General features: G+C 61.5%; 22 protein-coding genes, 2 tRNA genes and 2 pseudogenes. 3 read left to right on the top strand and 23 right to left on the bottom strand.

The annotated features are described in order from the left end of the window. A pseudogene (locus tag PXK01_RS11925) lies at positions 1–341 on the top strand (IS21 family transposase); the annotation flags it as partial. Beyond that, positions 338–1,102: an IS21-like element helper ATPase IstB gene (istB, locus tag PXK01_RS11920; RefSeq protein ID WP_058317429.1), complete on the top strand. Its 765-nt coding sequence runs from the start codon at positions 338–340 to the stop codon at positions 1,100–1,102. The pseudogene PXK01_RS11925 and the gene istB, both read left to right, overlap by 4 nt. A 329-nt stretch (positions 1,103–1,431) precedes the next feature. Here istB and PXK01_RS11915 read toward each other — a convergent pair whose 3' ends face one another. The 20 genes and pseudogenes from PXK01_RS11915 to PXK01_RS11820 all read right to left on the bottom strand — a co-directional run bounded on the left by PXK01_RS11915 (position 1,432) and on the right by PXK01_RS11820 (position 15,434). Further along, entirely contained in the window at positions 1,432–2,643 is a 1,212-nt protein-coding gene (locus tag PXK01_RS11915; protein WP_274860187.1) for a calcium-binding protein, read from the bottom strand. A gap of 355 nt (positions 2,644–2,998) precedes the next feature. Further along, complete coding sequence (locus PXK01_RS11910; RefSeq protein ID WP_274860186.1) at positions 2,999–3,775, bottom strand: VOC family protein; 777 nt, start codon at positions 3,773–3,775, stop codon at positions 2,999–3,001. Between the two features lie 4 nt (positions 3,776–3,779). Beyond that, positions 3,780–4,307 (bottom strand): annotated as a pseudogene (rsgA, locus tag PXK01_RS11905) (ribosome small subunit-dependent GTPase A); the annotation flags it as partial. 662 nt (positions 4,308–4,969) lie between these two features. After that, positions 4,970–5,146: a helix-turn-helix transcriptional regulator gene (locus PXK01_RS11900; RefSeq protein ID WP_274860185.1), complete on the bottom strand. Its 177-nt coding sequence runs from the start codon at positions 5,144–5,146 to the stop codon at positions 4,970–4,972. Positions 5,147–5,347: 201 nt separating this feature from the next. Continuing rightward, positions 5,348–5,734: a tyrosine-type recombinase/integrase gene (locus PXK01_RS11895; RefSeq protein ID WP_274860184.1), complete on the bottom strand. Its 387-nt coding sequence runs from the start codon at positions 5,732–5,734 to the stop codon at positions 5,348–5,350. Further along, positions 5,715–6,560: a tyrosine-type recombinase/integrase gene (locus tag PXK01_RS11890; protein WP_274860182.1), complete on the bottom strand. Its 846-nt coding sequence runs from the start codon at positions 6,558–6,560 to the stop codon at positions 5,715–5,717. Before PXK01_RS11890 ends, PXK01_RS11895 begins: the two co-directional genes overlap by 20 nt. A 164-nt stretch (positions 6,561–6,724) precedes the next feature. Next, positions 6,725–6,799: transfer RNA gene (locus PXK01_RS11885), tRNA-Phe, on the bottom strand. Positions 6,800–6,881: 82 nt separating this feature from the next. Continuing rightward, a complete protein-coding gene (locus PXK01_RS11880) occupies positions 6,882–7,085 on the bottom strand; it encodes a DNA gyrase inhibitor YacG (RefSeq protein ID WP_274849046.1) in 204 nt (67 codons plus the stop codon). Next, positions 7,082–8,104, bottom strand: coding sequence for a ribonuclease E/G (locus PXK01_RS11875; protein ID WP_274860180.1), 1,023 nt, complete (start codon positions 8,102–8,104; stop codon positions 7,082–7,084). The genes PXK01_RS11880 and PXK01_RS11875 overlap by 4 nt, the downstream gene beginning before the upstream one ends. Next, the gene (locus tag PXK01_RS11870; RefSeq protein WP_274849048.1) at positions 8,101–8,682 is read right to left on the bottom strand and encodes a Maf family protein; all 582 of its coding nucleotides are present in this window, start codon (positions 8,680–8,682) and stop codon (positions 8,101–8,103) included. The genes PXK01_RS11875 and PXK01_RS11870 overlap by 4 nt, the downstream gene beginning before the upstream one ends. A 129-nt stretch (positions 8,683–8,811) precedes the next feature. Further along, a complete protein-coding gene (gene infA / locus PXK01_RS11865; RefSeq protein WP_005620785.1) occupies positions 8,812–9,030 on the bottom strand; it encodes a translation initiation factor IF-1 in 219 nt (72 codons plus the stop codon). Positions 9,031–9,113: 83 nt separating this feature from the next. After that, positions 9,114–9,992: a carbon-nitrogen hydrolase family protein gene (locus tag PXK01_RS11860; RefSeq protein WP_274849049.1), complete on the bottom strand. Its 879-nt coding sequence runs from the start codon at positions 9,990–9,992 to the stop codon at positions 9,114–9,116. A 49-nt stretch (positions 9,993–10,041) separates the two neighbouring features. After that, on the bottom strand, positions 10,042–10,629 hold the full coding sequence (locus PXK01_RS11855) for a GNAT family N-acetyltransferase (RefSeq protein WP_274849050.1): 588 nt from the start codon (positions 10,627–10,629) through the stop codon (positions 10,042–10,044). Next, positions 10,629–11,024 (bottom strand): ketosteroid isomerase-related protein, encoded by a 396-nt coding sequence (locus PXK01_RS11850; protein WP_274849051.1) that lies wholly within the window; start codon positions 11,022–11,024, stop codon positions 10,629–10,631. The genes PXK01_RS11855 and PXK01_RS11850 overlap by 1 nt, the downstream gene beginning before the upstream one ends. Continuing rightward, entirely contained in the window at positions 11,021–11,479 is a 459-nt protein-coding gene (locus tag PXK01_RS11845) for an arsenate-mycothiol transferase ArsC (protein WP_274849052.1), read from the bottom strand. The genes PXK01_RS11850 and PXK01_RS11845 overlap by 4 nt, the downstream gene beginning before the upstream one ends. 3 nt (positions 11,480–11,482) lie before the next feature. After that, positions 11,483–11,962 carry a UPF0262 family protein gene (locus PXK01_RS11840; RefSeq protein ID WP_274849053.1) on the bottom strand — a complete coding sequence of 160 codons (480 nt, stop codon included), beginning with the start codon at positions 11,960–11,962 and terminating at the stop codon, positions 11,483–11,485. 110 nt (positions 11,963–12,072) lie between these two features. Next, positions 12,073–13,374, bottom strand: coding sequence for a histidinol dehydrogenase (gene hisD / locus PXK01_RS11835; RefSeq protein WP_274860179.1), 1,302 nt, complete (start codon positions 13,372–13,374; stop codon positions 12,073–12,075). A gap of 100 nt (positions 13,375–13,474) precedes the next feature. Beyond that, complete coding sequence (locus tag PXK01_RS11830) at positions 13,475–13,954, bottom strand: DUF2948 family protein (RefSeq protein WP_274860178.1); 480 nt, start codon at positions 13,952–13,954, stop codon at positions 13,475–13,477. Then, positions 13,954–15,222 carry a UDP-N-acetylglucosamine 1-carboxyvinyltransferase gene (gene murA / locus PXK01_RS11825; RefSeq protein ID WP_274860177.1) on the bottom strand — a complete coding sequence of 423 codons (1,269 nt, stop codon included), beginning with the start codon at positions 15,220–15,222 and terminating at the stop codon, positions 13,954–13,956. The genes PXK01_RS11830 and murA overlap by 1 nt, the downstream gene beginning before the upstream one ends. A gap of 5 nt (positions 15,223–15,227) precedes the next feature. Continuing rightward, positions 15,228–15,434 carry a hypothetical protein gene (locus PXK01_RS11820; protein ID WP_274849143.1) on the bottom strand — a complete coding sequence of 69 codons (207 nt, stop codon included), beginning with the start codon at positions 15,432–15,434 and terminating at the stop codon, positions 15,228–15,230. Positions 15,435–15,468: 34 nt separating this feature from the next. Here PXK01_RS11820 and PXK01_RS11815 point away from each other — a divergent pair. Then, positions 15,469–15,543, top strand: a tRNA-Thr gene (locus PXK01_RS11815). Positions 15,544–15,924: 381 nt separating this feature from the next. Here PXK01_RS11815 and cynS read toward each other — a convergent pair. The 3 genes from cynS to PXK01_RS11800 form a co-directional block, all read right to left on the bottom strand. Next, positions 15,925–16,386, bottom strand: coding sequence for a cyanase (cynS, locus tag PXK01_RS11810; RefSeq protein ID WP_274849057.1), 462 nt, complete (start codon positions 16,384–16,386; stop codon positions 15,925–15,927). 28 nt (positions 16,387–16,414) lie between these two features. Then, complete coding sequence (locus tag PXK01_RS11805; RefSeq protein ID WP_274860176.1) at positions 16,415–18,145, bottom strand: bifunctional protein-serine/threonine kinase/phosphatase; 1,731 nt, start codon at positions 18,143–18,145, stop codon at positions 16,415–16,417. Positions 18,146–18,225: 80 nt separating this feature from the next. Next, complete coding sequence (locus PXK01_RS11800; protein WP_274860175.1) at positions 18,226–19,053, bottom strand: formate/nitrite transporter family protein; 828 nt, start codon at positions 19,051–19,053, stop codon at positions 18,226–18,228. Between the last annotated feature and the right edge of the window lie 456 nt (positions 19,054–19,509).

Here is a 19,509-nt window from a genome sequence, read left to right as displayed (position 1 = left end):
TCGATCAGGCCGCGCCTCTGCAGGGCTGGGAGTTGCCCGAAGCGTTCAAAACCCTGCGCCGACTGCTGGAAGCCCGGCAGGGAAAGGCCGGCAAGCGCGAGTATGTGCAGGTCCTGCGCCTTCTGGAGCGCTTCGAGATTGACGTGCTGCATCTTGCCGTCAAAGATGCCCTGCGAATGGGAGCGGTCAGCTTCGATGCAATCAAGCATCTGATCTTGTGCAGGGTCGAGCAAAGGCCTCCGAGGCTGGATTTGGATGTTTATCCCTTCCTGCCCAGAACCAACATCGCTACCACCTCCGCCACATCTTACATGAGCCTGCTGGCAGGGGGTGGGGCATGACGGATGCACCCGAACTGCTGCTGGCCCACCATCTCAAAACGCTTCGGCTGCCGACGTTCCTGCGTGAACATGACAAGCAGGCCCGTATCTGCGCCGCTGAAGGCGTAGATCACGTGCGTTACCTGGCCCGGCTGACCGAGCTGGAACTGATCGACCGGGAACGGCGCATGGTGGAACGCCGGATCAAGGCCGCAAAGTTCCCGACCATCAAAAGCCTGGACAGCTTCGACTTCAAGGCGATCCCGTCGCTCAACAAGATGATGGTGCTGGAGCTGGCGCGCTGCGAATGGATCGAACGCAAGGAGAATGTGATCGCGCTCGGTCCCTCCGGTACCGGCAAGACCCATGTCGCCCTCGGGCTGGGACTGGCTGCCTGCCAGAAGGGATTGCCTGTCGCCTTCGTGACCGCCGCAGCCCTCGTGCACGAGATGATGGAGGCCCGCGACGAAAAACGCCTCCTGCAACTCCAGCGCAAACTCGCCAAGGTCAAACTGCTGATCATCGACGAGCTGGGATTCGTCCCCTTGAGCAAAACCGGCGCCGAGCTTCTGTTCGAGCTGATCTCACAGCGCTACGAGCGAGGGTCGACCCTGATCACGTCGAACCTGCCCTTCGAGGAGTGGACCGAAACCTTCGGCACCGAACGCCTGACCGGCGCGCTGCTGGACCGGCTGACACACCACGTCAACATCCTCGAGATGAACGGCGAAAGCTACCGCCTCAATCAAAGCCGCGCCCGCCTCGCCGCCGCCAACAAATGAACCTCACAGAATTGGCCTGACGGCCAATGCGCCTTGGACCGGGCTTGCTATATGAGGGCCGCACGCTCCAAGGCGCTCGCCCCAAACTGGCCGACTTTTGCTCCGCCACAATGGCCGAATTTTACTCCGCCGTTGACACCGCGATGCGGTCAATGATGCGGTGAAGGTGCTTCATGCGGCACTGGTCAGGCGTTCGGACGTCAGTAGCCTGCAGCGGGCCGCGTGATCGCCGCCGCCCCGAAAACCCATGCCTGGAAGGCGCAGGCCGTGTTCTGGTTGGTGCGCGGATTTCGATCAGCCGCCCCAACCAGAACACACCGCTTGCGAAGTCAAACGAACTGGAAATAGTCCCAGATCTGTCCCTGCAGCACAGTTTGGTCAAAAATGATGGTTATGGAATCACCGGTTGAGCCAAAGCCGATTTCGAATTCTCCACTCATGGAATCCCGGGTGACATGAATGTCTTGTGCGGCCATTGCAGCTTCTATTTCCTCACCGCTTGCCGTTGAGGTGTCAATCTCGACGCCAAATCCCTGCAGTCGAAGGGTATCACCACCGAAGCGCTGCATGGTGATGATATCCGCACCACCCGCTACGTTCTTCTCGAAAATGAACAGGTCAGCGCCGTCGCCCCCCTGCAGGAAGTCATCTCCGCTTCCACCTATCAGAGTGTCATTGCCAAAGCTTCCTGAGAGCGTGTCATTGCCACTCCCACCGATCAAACGATCGTTCCCCTCTCCACCTTGCAGAACATCCGAGCCGCCTCCCCCGGACAAGATATCCCTATCGTCGCCGCCTTGAAGCCTGTCGTTTCCGCCGCCCCCAATCAGCCGGTCGTTCCCGTCATCACCGATCAGCACGTCACGGCCGCCGCCGCCTGATAGCTTATCCTTGCCAGCCCCGCCTTCTAGCGTGTCCTGGCCAGCCTGACCGAACAGCCTGTCATTGCCGCTGCCGCCAAGAATTTCGTCGTTGCCACGCCCGCCTTTCAGGATATCCCGCCCCCCCAGACCTTCGATGACGTCGGCCCGGGACGTGCCGTTATAGCGGTCGCTCCCGCTGGTGCCGGACCAGCCGTCTTCCGTTGCGAACTCACCATTCACCAGTGGATTGAGGGCGACCAGATCCCGCTCGGTCCAGTTCTCGACAAAATCCTTGACCGTCGGCCCCTCGCCGTTGAAATCAATGGTGATGCGATAGGCGTGCGGCACGATGACCGTCACTTCTTCGATCTCGATATTCGCGGTGCTCTCGACCCAGGCGACGTTTTCGCCGACTTGCGACAAGGTCAGAGGGTCAGGCCAATCGCCAATGAAATCAGCTGTGACCGATCCCGTCGCATCACTGTAGTATGTTAGGCGAAAGACCCCCTCGGGCAGAAATGTGGCCGGAGTGATCTCGGCCTGGCCAGTCAGGTAGTTTGTGTCTGATATACCAAAATCAAACCTGGCACCGCCACCGGCAAAGAACTTCAGATCTACATCAGCAAATGTGTATTCAATCAGGCCATTCAGGTCCTGAAGCGTGACTTCAACTGTCATGCGTGGAAAGTCCTTTCAAACCAGGCAAACCAAATAATTGAAACAATTCTTCAAAAAGCGAAGGTACCGGCATCGCGCTGACGAGCCAAGCGCTATTTGTCTGCAAGAACGGTCAAACGTCCACAGGCAGCGAGTTGACGGAGACCGTAACGACCGCGGCCTATGCAGCGCCGACTGTCCGTGTCGTGCCTGTGCAACTTCAAGTATGAAGGCTGAGATCTCGCCTCTGTTGCATTTCCATACAGCACTCCACTTTCTGAAGGCACCGCTTTGGGCTACCTAGCGTCATCTGGGGGGCGGGACGAGGCGTAGCCCCCTGCCGCCGCAGCGCCGCAAGGCGGCTCTGCACCCTGAGTCACGGATGCTGTAAAGTGGTCGCCTTTTCGACGCCAAGAGCAAACCGCGCGCCGTCTGGATCACACAGGATGGGGTTATAGGCTTGAACGGTTTCATTCACATCCACAGAAGCCGGACGCGCTCCTTTGGCTTCAGCAGCACGGCAGGCATCAGAGACTGAAGCAACCTTGAGGCACGGGACCCAAGCTGCATTTGAACCGGTTGGCCAGGTCGCGGCATGTTGGAGTGCAACAAGATCGCCCCCAGGCCCAAGGAGTGCGAGACAATCCGTGTCCTGCTCGGGAGAGACCTGCCATCCAAAAAGCTCTACATAGAACGCCAGCGGAAAGTCAGTCCCTTTGCCGACGTACACGTCAGGGCCGAACTGCCGACGCGAAACAGGGAAGCTGTGCCGGGACAGCGAGATCCCGACCAGAGCACCGAGCGGATCGCGGACGAGTGCATTGCGGCCAACACCCGGCACCTCGAATGGCTCCCGAACGATCTTGCCTCCGAGTGTGGCGACGCGCCTGACCGCCACGTCCACATCGGGAACCTCGATGTAAGCGATCCAGCCACTTTCCTGCTCCGCAGGCGTCTCGGCCACCCCCGCGCCCGCTTCGTCACCGGATAGGGCAAGGACAAAATCCTTCTCACCGCCGCCCCAGGCAAAATCCGTCGCCCGCTCGGTTTCATACGTCCAGTTGGCGACGCGCTGGTAGAATGCCATCGAACACTCCCTGTCCGATGTGAAAAGGTCGTGCCATACGATTTGACCTGCTTTCGACTGCGTCATCGCCTTACCTCCTGACATCTTTGATCCTTTTAGCGCCGCGCACCATTTTCCCGAACGCCTTGTCGCGCGATCTGCGTTCCGCAAGGCTCGCGGAGTTGAACGCGTCCTCCGCCATCAGCTTACGCCATCTGCCAAGCCGACCGGAATCGAGAATGCCCTCATCAATAGCCGTCAGAACAGCGCATCCCGGTTCGGTCTCGTGTTAGCAGTCGCTGAAGCGACACCACGCGGCCAATTCCTGAATGTCAGCAAAAAGATCGTTGATCCCTTCCGCCGCATCGGTGAGCTGCAATTCCCGCATGCCTGGAGTGTCCAGGATCAGACAGCCATTGGGCATCGCATGAAGCTCACGCCGCGTCGTCGTATGTCGACCCTTCGCGTCGTCCTCGCGAATGGTCTGGGTCTCGATGGATTGGCTGTCGAGCAATGCATTGGCGAGCGTCGATTTCCCAACGCCGGATGAGCCGAGGAACGCCACCGTTTTGCCGGGCTTGCACCAGGCCGCAAGTTCGGTTTTTGGGCACGCCGAGCGCTGTGAAACCTGTTGAGCTCACAACCGCGAAAGAGCTGTGGTCCTGCCCCATGTGACGGTATGAGCCCAGCGCCCACCCAATTCGAAACCGTGTTGCGGCAGATGTCATAGAGGGCCATGACTTCGCTGACATCATAAACGCGGTGCTTTTTCGCACGGATCTTGTATCGCCGACTCATGTGCGCTTCCTTTCCGCATCATTCGATGCCTCGTCGGGTGAATACCGGGGGAGTTTGCGCTCAAACGCCAGAATCTCATCCAGACGCCAGCGGGAGGTGCCCGCCGAGAGCTTCAGGGGGGCAGGAAAACGTCCTTTTCCTACCCATCGCCATATCGTTTGTCGGGTCACTCGGAAACGGAGCGCACCATCCTGGTCCGTCAGAAAGGCGACGCCGACATTTCCACCCAAATGCGGTCTATTGGCAGTTCGCTCCTTCTGTGCGCGGCTCTTTGCGTGCCGTAGAGGCTGCTGTTTGACTTCAGCATGACCAGGTGCCGAAGGATTGTCGCCCCTAATGCCCAACCCCTCAAAAAGATCCGGCGTTTCCAACGGGCGCTTTGCGTCGTCACGTGACATCATACACCTCCCTGTGTCAGGCAGGGACATGCCCTCGTGCTCTGGGCTGTTTCTGCGCTGCCTAATGCGCGTAGGGCGAGGCCTTTCATCGGGCGTCCAGCCAAGCTTGGACAGCCTTTGCGCGCCAGCCTACCGCGCGTTTGCTCAGCTTGATCGAAGCCGGAAACGTCCCATCGCTCATCATGGCGTACAGGGTGCTGCGCGACAGTCCGGTCAGGGCCATCACGTCTTTACATCTGAGAATGCGGTCTGGATTGGTCATAACCATCTCCTTTGTGTCGTAATTGGTGACCGGAGGAGATGCTCAGCTATGATGCACGTCTCCTCCCGTTGAGCGGGGCGTCCGTCGTGGACTAGGAAACAGCACATCTTGCGCCGTCATTGTGATTGGGCGCTAATACTGCGATCTATGCGCGACAAGTCCTTTTCTCGATATTTGGACAAAAATAGAACATCTAGCGTCCTAGGACGTAGCATAGCGTTTGGGGCCGTCAGCGAGTTGCTGCAAATATCCTGCCCACCAAGACGCAATTCGAACCCTTTCGTCCCAATGAGCGCCCCGCGCATAGGCTTTGCGAGTCTCATTTCCCTCCACATGGGCGAGTGCGCGTTCGATTGCATCCGCACTCCAGAGGCCGGATTCGTTCGCCAGGGTGGAAAAGGTCGCGCGGAAGCCATGGGCGGTCATCTCTTCGCCGCCGTAGCCCATCCTTCTCAGTGCCGCGTTCAAGGTATTTTCGCTCATGCACCGTTTTGAGGAGCGGATGGAGGGGAACAACAGTTGGCCCCATCCCGTCAGTGCTTGCAGCTCACTCAGCTTGTCCAGCGCCTCAGCGGGCAAGGGTACCATATGAGGGCGACGCATTTTGGGCGCGGTGGGCCGGGACCGTCCAAATCGCCTTTTCCAGATCGATCTCCGACCACTCGGCCATCCGCAACTCGCCTGGGCGCAATGCAGTCATTGACAAGAGTTGAAGCGCGATGCGGGTGGTCGGCTGGCCGTCAAAGCCTGCGATGGCGCGAAGCAAACCGCCCACCTTTTCAGGATCAATGAGGGCCGAGCGATGCTTGACCGGGGTTCGGGTCAAGGCATCCTTGAGACCAAAGGTTGGGTCGTTATCCACCAGACCCTGCGCAATGGCATATCGAAAGATCTGACCAGCTGCTGACCGCACGCGAAGCGCCGACTCGTTTCGGCCCCTCGCTTCCATCTTTCTCAACGGGACGAGAACATCTCGGGCGGTTATCTGGCTGATTGGGTAGCTCCCCAGGTCAGCGCAAAGGAGACCGTGCAACCATTCTGTTTTGGCCAAAGTGGAGGCGGATTTGCCCTCTAGGCGCTTTTTCTCCAAGAGGGCACCTGCGAGCCTGCCAAAAGTTTCCCGGTGCTTGGCGTCCTTGGTGGCTTTCTCTTTCTTGCGCTCAAAGGAGGGATCTTTTCCCTCGGCTAGTAACTTACGCGCCTGGTCCCGCTTGTCACGAGCTTGCTTAAGGCTCAGATCAGGGTATTTGCCAAACGAGAGCAACTTCTCTTTACCCATCCAGCGGTACTTGAAACGCCACAGCTTGGAGACGTTCGGATTGACCAACACGAATAAGCCATCAAAGTCGGCCTGCTTAAAGGGCTTTTCTTTGGGCTTCAGCGTGCGGACCTTGACATCGCTTAAAACAGGCATCTGGGGGTGCCCTCATTTCACGACCTCGGCAGTACCCCGATTCATACCCCCATTCAGGGTGGATTAAGCGGGATCGCTCCGGACAAACTCGGACAAAGGAGCCGATGTTTTTGATGAAATTCAGACTATTAGAAGACGTTATAAACCACAAATGGAAGTGATTGTGGTGCCCGGGGGCGGAATCGAACCACCGACACGAGGATTTTCAATCCACTGCTCTACCCCTGAGCTACCCGGGCACGGGAAAGGCTGATCGCCTTGGGTGCAGGCCTTCTATGCCGTGGCGCTGGCGGTGTCCAGAGGGTTTTTGAAAGAAAATCGTCAATGTTTGAAGTGCGATCCCGTTTCGCCCGAGGACAGCGCCTTTTCGGTTTCTTCCAGCGCTTTTTCAATGTCTTCCGGGTCCTGGCTGGGGACCGCGTAGCTGCCGTTCAGCCAGCGCGCCAGGTCGCGGTCGGCGCAGCGTTTGGAGCAGAACGGGCGATAGGTGGGAGTGGTTTCTTCACCGCACAGGGGGCAGCTCATTTCAGGACCTCGCGTAGTGGGATGCGGCCGCGTTTGCGCTGCAGCTCGAAATGGCCAAGGTTGGTCCAGCCGACCAGAACCGTTTCCTCGCTGTCGGCGCGAAAGGCCGCGCGCAGGGCGGTTTCAAAGGCGCGGCGGTCCTTTTTCGGCATCGGCGCAAGGTCCAGGACGATCTGACCGCCCAGACCGCGGATGCGCAGGGCACGGGGCAGGGCGCGGGCGCAGGCCATGTTGGCCTTTACTCCGGCCGCCAGAGAGGTATCCGAGCCCGTATTCACGTCCACTGCCACCAGGGCGCGGGTGGGCTCAACGAACAGGAAGGCGCCGCCCGAGAGAGGCTCGCGACTCCCGCGCGCATCCTCCAGCGCATCCAGCACGCCGTGGCTTTCGAACCCTCCTGCGGCGCTTTCCACATCTGCAGGCTCCACCCAGTCGCGCCAGGCGCGGATATGCGGGCCGTCGCCCTCGGCAAGGGTTTCCACCTCGGTGCCATGATCGTTCAGCACCTGATCGGCCAGGGTGGCCATGGCGGCAATGTCTTCGGCGACCTCATCCGCGTCGGCGCCATCGCAGGCAGAGCGCAGGATCAACCCGTAGTCGCTGCCCTCCATCACCTCGTGGGCGATTTCCAGGAGGCGGTCGCGCTCATCCTCGTCCCGGATCGAGCGGGAGACATTGAGACCCGGAGCTTCTGGCGTCACAATGGCGTAGCGGCTCTTGAACAAGAGCTTCTGCGTCACCGGGATCGCCTTGCCCGGTTCGGCGTAGCCGGTGACCTGCACCAGCAGCTGCTGTCCCGGTGCCATCCCCTTGACCTGGCGCAGGAAGGCGGGGCCGTCGGGGGTGGTCAGGAACATGCCGCCCTGACCCTTTACGGGGCGGTCGGCGCGGGCGCGGTAGACGGTGCCGGGGACGGGGGCATCGCCGTCGATCAGGAAGTCATCAAGCTTGCCATCCACCATCAGGGCTGCGGCTTCGCGCCCGTCGATATGGTCCAGAATGATCGTGCGGCCCTTCATGCGGTGGCCTCCTTGTAAAGCGGCCAGCCTGCGGCCTGCAAAAGATGGGCGGTTTCACAGAGCGGCAGCCCGACAATGCCGGTGAAGGAACCGTTGATCCAGGGAATGAAGGCCCCGGCAGGCCCCTGGATGGCATAGCCGCCCGCCTTGCCCTGCCAGTCATCCGTGGCGAGATAGGCGTTCAACTCTTCATCAGACAGGCGCTTCATCTTGACCTGGCTGACCACATCCTTTTGCCAGATGCGGGCGCCCCGGCGCACAGCGACGGAGGTGATGACCCGGTGCCGCCGCCCGGAAAGGGCCAGCAGGAATTCGGCGGCTTCCCCGGCGCCCTCGGGCTTGCCCAGGATCCGGCGCCCCAGCGCGACGGTGGTATCGGCACAAAGCACCACGTCATCGGCATCGGCAGCCACGGCGGCGACCTTTTCACGGGTGACGCGGGCGCAGTAGTCGCGGGGCAGCTCACCCTTCTTGGGGGTCTCGTCGATGTCCGGCGGGCGCACCGCCTCCGGGGTGACGCCAAGCTGCGCCAGAAGCTCCAGCCGCCTTGGGCTGCCCGATCCCAGAATGAATGCCATGAATGGCCCCTTGCTGTTGCCTGCCGTCAGATGTTTCAAGCCGTTCTAGGAGCAAAGCCCGAAAAACAAAAGCCCGGCATCGGTGCCGGGCTTTGCTTGTCTGGTTTTGCCGAGTGGTCGGACCTGCGCTTACTTGAAGCGGTAGTTGATCCGGCCCTTGGTCAGGTCATAGGGGGTCATTTCCACCTGGACCCGGTCGCCGGCCAGAACGCGGATGCGGTTCTTGCGCATCTTGCCTGCCGTATGTGCGATGATTTCATGGCCGTTTTCCAGCTCGACCCGAAACGTCGCATTGGGCAGGAGTTCCTTCACGACACCGGGAAATTCGAGCGTATCTTCCTTGGCCATGTTCTCTCCATCGTTGTGTTGCCCCGTCAGATTGCGGGGATGCGCTTAAATGGGCGCATTTTGCCAATTTTTCAAGGGCGCAATCACTGCATGGGGCGAATTGTGACAGATTTTACCCTCGGTTCCTGCTCGTCCCAGTGGCTGCGGTTGCGCACAACGCCCGCGCGGCGCACATCGGCAATGGTGGAAAGGTCCACATCGCCATAGGTCCAGCCGGGTTTGCCCAATGTGCCTTCGGCCAGCACGCCGGTGGAGGGGAAGCCCGTATCAGGCGGGCCGAAGATGCCGCCCATGCCGATGGTCACATCTACCGATTCGGACCAGTCGGCCTGCCCGACCAGCGAGGCCATGGCCGTGACGCATTGGTTTTCCAGCGCCCGCGCCATGGAGCCGATCCGCACCCGCCAATAGCCCGCCAGCGCCTCGGTGCAGGAGGGCACAAGGATGATATCCGCCTCGGCCAGGGCGCGGCCCAAGAGGGGGAATTCGCTGTCATAGCAGATCAGCACGCCGATCTTGCCAAGCGCGGTGTCAAACAGCTTCAGCGGTCCGCCGCCCACGACATCCCAAGGGTCGCGCTCGAACATGGTCATGATCTGCTTGTCCTGGTGATCGCGCTGGCCGGTGGGGGTGTAGAGCTCGGCCCGGTTCACCGGCCGGTCAAAGCCCGCATTGACGGGGGCCGAGGCGCCGAGGATGTGCACGCCGTATTCAGCGGCCAGTTTCAGATGCAGGGCCGCCGCATCCTCCATCCGGTCCGACACGGCATGGAGCGAGCGTTCCAGATCGCGGGCGGCATCTGCCCCATCCAGCGTTGCCAGCTCCATCGCGCCATATTCGGGAAAGACCAGAAGATCGGCGCCTTCCTTGGCGGCATCCCCGACCCAGGAGGCAAGCTTGTCTTCATACTGGGCCCAGCTGTCGAGCCAGTCCATCTGATAGGCGGCGGTGGCGATTTTCATCTACTCTCTCCTGTCAGGCGGCCAGGCCGCCAAGTGTTTCGAGCTGAGCCTACAGATCCCGGATCCAGAATTGTAGCGGTTTGCGGGTCTCACCCGGTTGATCCACGTCTCTCCAGGAGAACTCTGCCACAACATCGGGCAGGGGGGCATAGCCGCGTTTGCGCCAGAAGGGATCGAGCGGGGCATAGTCCGCCGGGCGCAGCGGGTGATCCGCCGGGCGCATCACGCCGCAAAAGGCGGCTTTGCTAAAGCCATGGGTGCGGGCGTGGGCCTCGCGGGCATCAAAGAAGCCGTGGCCTGCGCCCTGGCCGCGATACTCGGGCAAGAGCACCGATTCGGCGCAGTAGAAGACCGTACTCAGGTCGATGCCGGTGCCCGCAAAGGCGGCGGCGAAATCATCGGCGTGATCGGCCAGCGGCGTTCCGGTGGCCGCGCCCACAAGGCGGCTCCCGTCAAAGGCGCCCACCACCACCGCGCGCGGACTGCCACGGTAGCTTTGCATGTAGTCGCGCTCATAGGCGAGGTCGCCATCATAGAGATAGGGCCAGGCGCGGAAGACCTCGATCCTGAGCGCGGCCACATCATCCAGTGCGGCTTCCAGCGCCGCACCTGTCAGAGGCTCGATCCGCAGCGCCATCAGGCGGAGACCTGCGCCACCCAGTCGGCGAGATTGTAATAGGTGGTGACGCGGGAGATCTTGCCGTCCTTCAGATCAAAGAAGGACCCCGCAGGCAGGCGGTAGCTCTGGCCACGCGCCTCGGGCAGGCCTGCGTCGGTTTCCAGGTAGGTGCCATTGACGATGTATTCGGCGGCGGCGCGGGTGCCGTCCTCGCTGGAAAAGATCACCATATCGGTCAGCTCTTCGCGGTAGCAGCGACTCATGTGGTCGCAGAACTCGGCGAATTTCTCGCGGCCCACGCGGATGTTGCCCTCGTTGACGTGATGCGCGACGTCATCCGAGAGGCAGTCGATCATAGTGTCGGTGTCGCCTGCGTTGAAGGCTTCGAAATAGCGCGCAATGGTCTTGCTCATAGCAGCTCCGTCGGTTCGCCCCAGCGGGCCTTGAGGTGTTGAATGATCTGGTTGCGGGTCTGTCGGTAGCTGTCCAGCTTGGCCTCGCGGGTTTCCCCCAGGCCGGTGGGATCCATGATCGGCCAGTATTCGACCTGCAGGTGGAAGAACCGGGTCAGTTCCAGCGCGCGGCGCTGGCTGGCCGGTGACAGCGCCACCACCAGGTCGAAGGAGGACAGATCATCGCCCCATTGCTCCATCTCGTCGAAAGAGCGCGACCGGTGGCGTGACAGCTCGACCCCGATTTCCTGGCAGACGGCGATGCAGAAGCCGTCGATCTCCATGTCATTGTGGACACCGACCGACTGCACATAGGTGCCGGTGCCGTAGAATTTCTTCATGATCCCCTCGGCCATGGGGGAACGGACCGCGTTGTGGTCACAGCAGAACAGGATGGACTGCGGCAACTGCTCCACCCGTCAGCCTCCGAAATGCAGGACGCAGATCAGGGTGAACAGACGGCGGGCGGTATCGGTGTCGATCTCGGCCTTGCCGTCCAGCCGCTCCTGCAGGACGCGGCTGCCCTCGTTGTGGATGCCGCGCCGGGCCATGTCGATGGTCTCGATCTGGCTGGGGGGCATGGTTTTGACGGCGGTGAAATAGCTCTCGCAGATCTGGTAGTAATCCTTCACCACCTGCCGGAAGGGCGACAGCGACAGGTGAAATTCCGCCGCCTTCTGCCCGTCTTCGGTGGTGATGTCGAAGACCAACCGCTTGTCGCGGATTGCCAGCCCCAGGTGATAGGGGCCGGGCGGAACCTCGCGGTCGTCGCGGTCGGGGAGGGTGAAGGAGTTTTCCTCGATGAGGTCAAACAGCGCCACCTTGCGTTCCTGCTCGATCTCTGGCGTGGGGGGCGGCAGGTTGCTGTCGTCCAGCTCAATGTGACTGATGCGGCTCATGGAAGCGAGACCTCTTATCCTTGTTCGCATCCTCACTAGCCCATGGGGCGCGGCGCGGCAATGATCTGAGAGAGGCCGCCGCGCTGCGTCACCACGCGTGAAAGGTGGGATCAGTCGTTGAGCGCGTTCAGCCGCACCGTGACCGACAGGCCGTGTGCTTCCAGGCTTTCGCTTTGCGCCAGGGTTTCGGCGGCAGGGCCGATGGCGCGCAGGGCCTCGGGGGTCATCCGGGCCAGCGTCGTGCGTTTCAGGAAATCCATCACCGACAGGCCGGAGGAGAAGCGCGCCGAGCGCGCCGTGGGCAGCACGTGGTTGGGGCCGCCCACATAGTCCCCGATGGCCTCGGGGGTGTATTGGCCAAGGAAGATGGCGCCTGCGTGAATGGTCTGCTGGCTCAGCCCTTCGGGATCACCGACGCAGAGTTCAAGGTGCTCGGGCGCGATGCGGTTCGACAGCTTTGCCGCCTCATCCAGATCGCGCACGGTGATCACCGCGCCGAAGTCGCGCCAGCTGGCGCCCGCGATGGCACGGCGGTCCAGGGTTTCAAGCCGCTTGTCCACGGCCTTGGCCACGGCGCGGCCAAATGCGGCATCGTCGGTGATCAGGATCGACTGGGCGCTTTCGTCGTGTTCGGCCTGGCTCATCAGGTCCAGCGCGATCCAGTCCGGATTGTTGTCCTTGTCGGCGATCACCAGGATCTCGGAGGGGCCGGCGATCATGTCGATGCCCACCTTGCCAAAGACGCGCCGCTTGGCGGCGGCGACAAAGGCGTTGCCGGGGCCGGTGATCTTGTCCACGGGGGCGATGGTTTTGGTGCCATAGGCCAGCGCTGCAATCGCCTGGGCGCCGCCGATGCGGTAGATCTCATCCACGCTGGCCAGACGCGCGGCGAGCAGAACCAGTGGATTGAGCACCCCATCGGGCGTCGGCACGGTGATGGCGAGGCGTTCCACCCCGGCGACCTTGGCCGGAATGGCGTTCATCAGCACCGAGGAGGGGTAAGAGGCAAGCCCGCCTGGCACGTATAGGCCGGCCGCCGAGACCGCCGACCAGCGCCAGCCAAGGGTCGCGCCCGCCGTATCGGTCCAGGTGTCATCCTGCGGCATCTGGCGTTCGTGATAGGCGCGGATGCGTTCGGCAGCCAGTTCCAGCGCCTTGCGTTCCTCTGCGGGCACGCCAGCGATGGCGGCATCCACTTCGGCTTCGGAGATCGCCAGCTTGTCGGCGTTTAGCTCCAGTCGGTCGAACTTTGCAGTCAGCTCGATCAGCGCCGCATCGCCGCGTGCCCGGACATCTGCGATGATATCGGCGACAACGGCATCCACATCCGGGCTGTCCTCGCGCTTGGCGCTGAGAAGCGCGGCAAAGGCGGTTTCGAAATCGGCATCGGATGTATCAAGGAAAACGGGCATCTGGTTTCTCCGGCTTTGCGCAGGGGACATATAGGGCGGCGGGCAGCGGGACAAGCCGCAGGGGCTGGGTGCAGCATTTTGCCCTGAGGGCGAAGGAGGATTAGCCCTCGCCGTGATCAGGTGCCTTGCCCGAGGGCGCGGTATAGGGCCGCGTCACATCGCGCAGATGCAGCTCCAGCGCCTCCACCGACAGGCGGATGGCGCCATCGCCGGCCAGGGTCAGCACCAGATGGCCCGCGCCATCCTCGCCGGGTTCAAATGACAGGGACAGAAGCGACAGCACCAGATCCTTGTCGCCACGATCAAACCCCTGCGAGGCAACGCCCAGCACATTGTCCACCACCAGAAGCGACTGCACCCGTTCATAGGCGCGCGCGCGCCGTTCGGCGGCGGCGCGGTCTTCCCAGCGGAAGCGGTTGATCAACAGGGCAAAGCGGCGCTCGGCGGCCTGCCAGCGCATTTCGGTGACCGGAAAGACCGAATCCTGCACCAGGGCCGAAAGGACCTTCAGATCCTCCTCCTCCTGGGCGCCCAGGTTCAGCGGCGCCTCGCGGCCCTCTTCAAATGTTGCGTCAGCCATCAGTTCCCCTTGATCCGTTCGATCTTGGCGCCCACGCCAGATAGTTTTCCGACCACATGCTCATAGCCGCGATCCAGGTGGTAGACCCGGTTGACCAGGGTTTCCCCCTCGGCAGCGAGACCGGCAAGGATCAGAGAGACCGAAGCCCGCAGATCGGTGGCCATCACCGGCGCGCCCTTCAGGCGTTCCACCCCGGTCACGGTCGCGGTGCCGCCATGCACATCGATGCGCGCACCCATGCGGGTCAGCTCGGGCGCATGCATGAAGCGATTCTCAAAGATCTTCTCTTCCAGAACGCTGACGCCATCGGCGGTGCACATCAGCGCCATCATCTGCGCCTGCAGGTCGGTCGGGAAACCGGGGAAGGGTTCGGTGGTGACATTCACGGCCTTCACCCGGTCGCCCCGGCGGCGCACTTTCAGCCCTGCATCCGTTTCGGTGATATCGACGCCCGCCTCGTCCAGTTTCTCGGCAAAGGACCCGATCAGATCCATGCGTCCGCCCAGAAGCTCTACCTCGCCGCCGCAGATGACCGGCGCCAGCATATAGGTCCCCAGCTCGATCCGGTCGGTCACCACCTGGTGGGTGGCGCCATGCAGGCGATCGACGCCCAGCACCTCGATGCGCGAGGTGCCGTCGCCTTCGATCTGCGCGCCCATCTTGCGCAGGCAGTCGGCCAGGTCGGAAATCTCCGGCTCGCGCGCAGCGTTGTTGATGACGGTGGTGCCCTTGGCCAGTGTTGCGGCCATCAGGATGTTCTCTGTCGCGCCGACCGAGGCAAAGGAGAGATCGATCACCGCGCCTTTCAGCCCGCCCGGTGCCTTGGCATGCAGGTAGCCGTCGCGCAGGTCGATCTCGGCGCCCAGCTTTTCCAGGCCGAAGATATGCAGATCCATCGGGCGCGCACCAATCGCGCAACCGCCCGGCAGCGACACCACCGCCTGACCCAACCGCGCCAGCATCGGCCCCAGCACCAGGTTGGAGGCGCGCATCTTGCGCACGATGTCATAGTCGGCCACGTGATTGTCGAGGTCATGGCTCGACATCGCCTGCACCTGCCCATCCTGCAGGGCAGAGACCTCGGCGCCAAGGGAGCGCAACAGCTCGGTCATCGTCTTGATGTCGCTGAGGCGCGGCGCATTGGTCAGCGTCAGCGGTTCTTCGCTCAGAAGTGTCGCGGGCATCAGCGTCAGACAGGCGTTCTTGGCCCCTGCGATCGGGATCTGACCGCTGAGCGGCCCATTGCCCGTTACCAGAATCGAATCCATCTGCCTTACCCTTCCGAACTGCCTGCGCCAGAGTCCTGTTTGGTCGCACGTGCCTTGGCCTGCGCCTTGCGGCGGGCCATGTTGGCCTTCAGCGCCGCCTTCAGGCGGTCCTCACGACTTGTGGACTGACCACTGGTTTTTGGTGATTTTTTATCTGCCATAAACCTTGTGTAACTTAGTGCGAAAAAACCGTCCAGAATGGTCTTGCGCACCTCTGCGTTTATCCCTAAAAGCCCCCTCACCGGCGCTGCTGTAGCTCAGAGGTAGAGCACTCCCTTGGTAAGGGAGAGGTCGAGAGTTCGATTCTCTCCAGCAGCACCATTTTCCATTATGTATGTGAATGATATGCCCGGCGCCAAGCGCGATGGGTGCCCCATGCCGCGGTTTGCGGCATAGGTCGGGGATAGCCGACGGGAACGGGGCCGGAGCCCCTAGTCACAGGACTCATTTACCCTGCACCACTGGCGCCAAATCCACGAGATATCAGGGGTTTGGCGCGCTCCGTGCATGGTGGCTCTATTCGCAAGCGTTAGAAGCCACTGAGATGAAGTGGATTTGACGTCCTTCGGATGTGACGGAATTTCCGCCTGCTTGCCTCTCAATGCGTTGAAATAGAACCACTATTGCTGCAGTATTGCTCGTGAGTAGGCAAAAATTCTGTCAAACCAGTGGTGCAGGAGTAATGAGTCCTGAGCTTCGGTCCTACCAGGCGTTATAGGCCAGGTATTTTCCGGACATCTCGACCTTCACCCGGTCGCCTTTCGGATTCTCGACGCGGGTGACGGTCATGTCGAAATCGATCGCAGACATGATGCCGTCGCCGAATTTTTCGTGGATCAGGGCTTTCAGCGTCGGACCGTAGACGCCGACAATCTCGTAGAATCGGTAGATGCAGGGATCGGTCGGCACCGCTTGCTCCCAGATCTTGGTCGGGCTTTCCTGCAGAACGGCCGAGGCTTCGGGTGGCAAGCCAAGCGCGCTGACCAGAGCGTCGGCCTTTTCCGCGGGCATGGCGTTCATGCCCATCGCCGCCGAGTGGGTCCAGACCGCAGACATGCCAATCGCCTCGGCGATGCCTTCCCAGGTCAATCCGCCCTGTTTCTTGGCCTGGATGATCATCGCGGTGACGTCTTCGCGGGTCATCGTGGTTGCTACTATGTCCATGAGTTTTCCTTTCGGTTGGGGGAGGGTGTCATCGAGTGGCCAGCAGGACCAGCACGAGGCCAAAAAGCAGAGCCGAAATGGTCTGCCAGAACCGCGTCGGATCGCGTTCCGCCAGGGGGCGTTGGGCGCTGCTGCGGCGTCCCGGCGGCGGCGCGGTCAGGCCCGCATCCAGCTCTGACAGGGCGGCAAATCGCCTGTGGCCAAGCGGATGCGTGGCGCGGCGCAGCGTGTCGTCGATCCAGTAGGGCACCGCGTTTTCACCATCGACCGCCGGGCGATAGCGCAGCCGCGCCCTGTCGCGGCGATTGCAGACACGGGCGGCATCGGCGCCGAAAGGCAAGCGACCGCTCAGCATCTCGTAGATGATCACGCCCAGGGAAAACTGGTCCGAATAGGGGCCGATCTGATCGCCGACGAAATACTCGGGCGCGGTGTATTGCAGCGTGCCGAGGATAGCCTCTGCGGGGTCGGCCTTGCCCTCTTCGACACCCTGCACGCGGGTCGCACCAAGATCGATGATCTTCAGGGTGCCCTCTGTGTCTATCATCATGTTTTCCGGCCGGAAATCCTGGTGCAACATGTCCTTGCGATGAAAGGCACGCAGTCCAAGGATCATCTGGCGGGCAAGGCTGCGCACCTCTGCGATGGACGGCTGCGGGTTGTCGTTCATCCATTGGCGCAGGGTCTGTCCCTCGATGAACTCGGTGACCACATAGAGACCAGAGCGGTTCTCGGGGGCCGGGGCCGCGCGTAGCACATGGGGCGAGCACAGCCTGCGGGCGATCCATTCTTCCATCAGGAAGCGACGCAGCAACACCGGTTCCGATTTCGTCTCGCTGGCGGGCATTTTCAGGGCTACCTTCTGACCATCGGGGGCGATCGCCAAGAAGATATGGCTGCGGTTGTTTTCGTGGATCTTGCGGACGATCCGAAATCCATCAAGCGTATCACCCGGCTCTGGCAAGGGCAGCAGTGGCAGGTCGCCGTCAACCAGATCGGCCAGCGGGTCGGTCTCGGGCAGGGCGTCCACGCGCAGGATCTGCAGGGTCAGGTCGTCGCGGCTGCCCGCCTTGCGGGAGGCTGCGGCAATGCTGGCCGCGGCGTCATCCAGTGTGTCGGCGCCGTTGATCGTGGTGATCACCCCATCGGGGTCCCAGTGATCATGCACGCCATCGGTGCTCAACAGGAAGATGTCACCCGGCCGCAGCTCCACCTGGCGGTAGTCCACGGCCAGAGTGTGATCAAGCCCAAGCGCCCGGTTCAACTGGGGTCCGGCGCCGGGCACCGGGATGACATGATCCTGTGTCAGCGGCTCCAGGCTGATGCCGGAAATGCGCCAGGCTCGGCTGTCTCCGACATGCAGGATATGCGCGTGGTGACCTTTCAGGATCAGCGCGGTGAGGGTGCAGATATGGCCCAGTTCGGTCCGCTCCGGCATGGATCGGCGGTTCAGCCCATGGAGCCAGGCATTGGTTGCCGAGATCACGTTGCTCGCGGCGGTCTGTACGCCCCAGGCATCGGAGGTGGCGTAGTAATCGGTCATCAGGCTTTTGACGGCGATCTCCGAGGCTTCGTGACTGACTGGGCTGGGCGTTATCCCGTCTGCAATCGCCAGGGTCACGCCCTTCAGCCGCAGCGCCTTGCCTTCGGGAACGCTGGCGCCAAAGAAGTCCTGGTTGCGCTTTCCTTTCAACCCGGCCTGAGAAAACTGGCCGAGTTGCACGCAAAGCGTGGATGTCTGGTTTCCGTCTTTGGGCATGGCAAGGCTCTGCATCTGGATCGGATCAGCTTGGCCGCACGGAGGGCGATCCGTGCGGCCGGTTGGCATGATCGCCCGACTTATTCAGCCGGGACGCCCTTGGGGTCACGTGAAGGGCTGGTCTTGTAGTAGGTCGAGTAGAGCATCGCGCCGACAAAGGTCAGGCCGCCAACGAGGTTGCCAAGAACGGTCGGGATTTCATTGTAAAGCAGGTAGTCGCCCCAGGTGAAATCCGCGCCCATCAGTATGCCGATCGGGAACAGGAACATGTTCACGATGGAGTGTTCGAAGCCCATGTAGAAGAAGATCAGGATCGGCATCCACATTGCCATGATCTTGCCCGAGGTGGAGGTCGACATCATGGCGGCCACAACCCCGGTCGAGACCATCCAGTTGCACATGACCGCACGGATGAACAGGGTCAGCATGCCACCGCCACCGGCTTCGGCATAGCCTACGGTCCGCGAGTGCCCGATGGCCATCAGCTTTTGCCCGACCGCGTTCGGCTCGGTGGTGAACCCCATCGTCAGCGTGACGGTAATGAAGACGGCCGTGGTGAAGGCCCCGGCAAAGTTGCCGACAAACACCAGGCCCCAATTGCGCCAAAGCGCCTTCATGTCGACGCCGGGGCGCTTGTCGATCACCGCCAGGGGCACAAGGGTAAAGACCCCTGTCAGAAGATCGTAGCCCAGCAGGTAAAGGGTGCAGAAACCGACCGGAAACAGCAGCGCGCCGATTATGAAATGACCGGTCTGAACGGCAATGGTGACGGCAAAGGCAGCAGCCAGCGCCAGGATAGCGCCTGCCATATATGCACGGATCAGCGTATCCTTGGTGGACATCAGCGCCTTTTTCGCGCCGGCATCCACCATTTGAGCAGAGAACTCGGCAGGTGTTACATATGACATTTCGGTTCAGTTCCTCTTGTCTGGGTGTCCTGGCCTAAAGGCAGGTTCAGGTTTGGATGACGTGTCTGAATGACAGGGGGCCGCGCTTCAGACGGTTCAGGACGATTTCATCGGTGACAGAACACGCAGATCTTGAGCCCGCTGAACGAGACGACAGCTCGCGCAGGGGAAACGGGCCGCACACTAGGGTGCAAACGCAGATGCTACATGTGTTTCTGGCACGCAGCGCCGTTGCTGCGGAGTTCAGACCGGGCCCGTGCGCAACAATACGCGGGCCTGGTTCTGGCAGTGTGACGCTGACTTCATCGCCAGTCGCAGATCAAGCAGAGCGCGTGGAGATAAGGTCTGTCAAACCATTTTGCCAAAGTGGCCCCGGCAGTTTTTGCCGCCCATACGCGATTTGGTGACATTTTGTGCGAGTTTTGCCGCTGGATGTACAAAAAGTACCGCAGTTTG

It is taken from the genome of Phaeobacter sp. PT47_59 (assembly GCF_028890025.1).
GTDB lineage: Bacteria > Pseudomonadota > Alphaproteobacteria > Rhodobacterales > Rhodobacteraceae > Phycobacter.
Note: the sequence above shows the minus strand (reverse complement) of the source record. Positions and strands in the feature narration are given on the sequence as shown.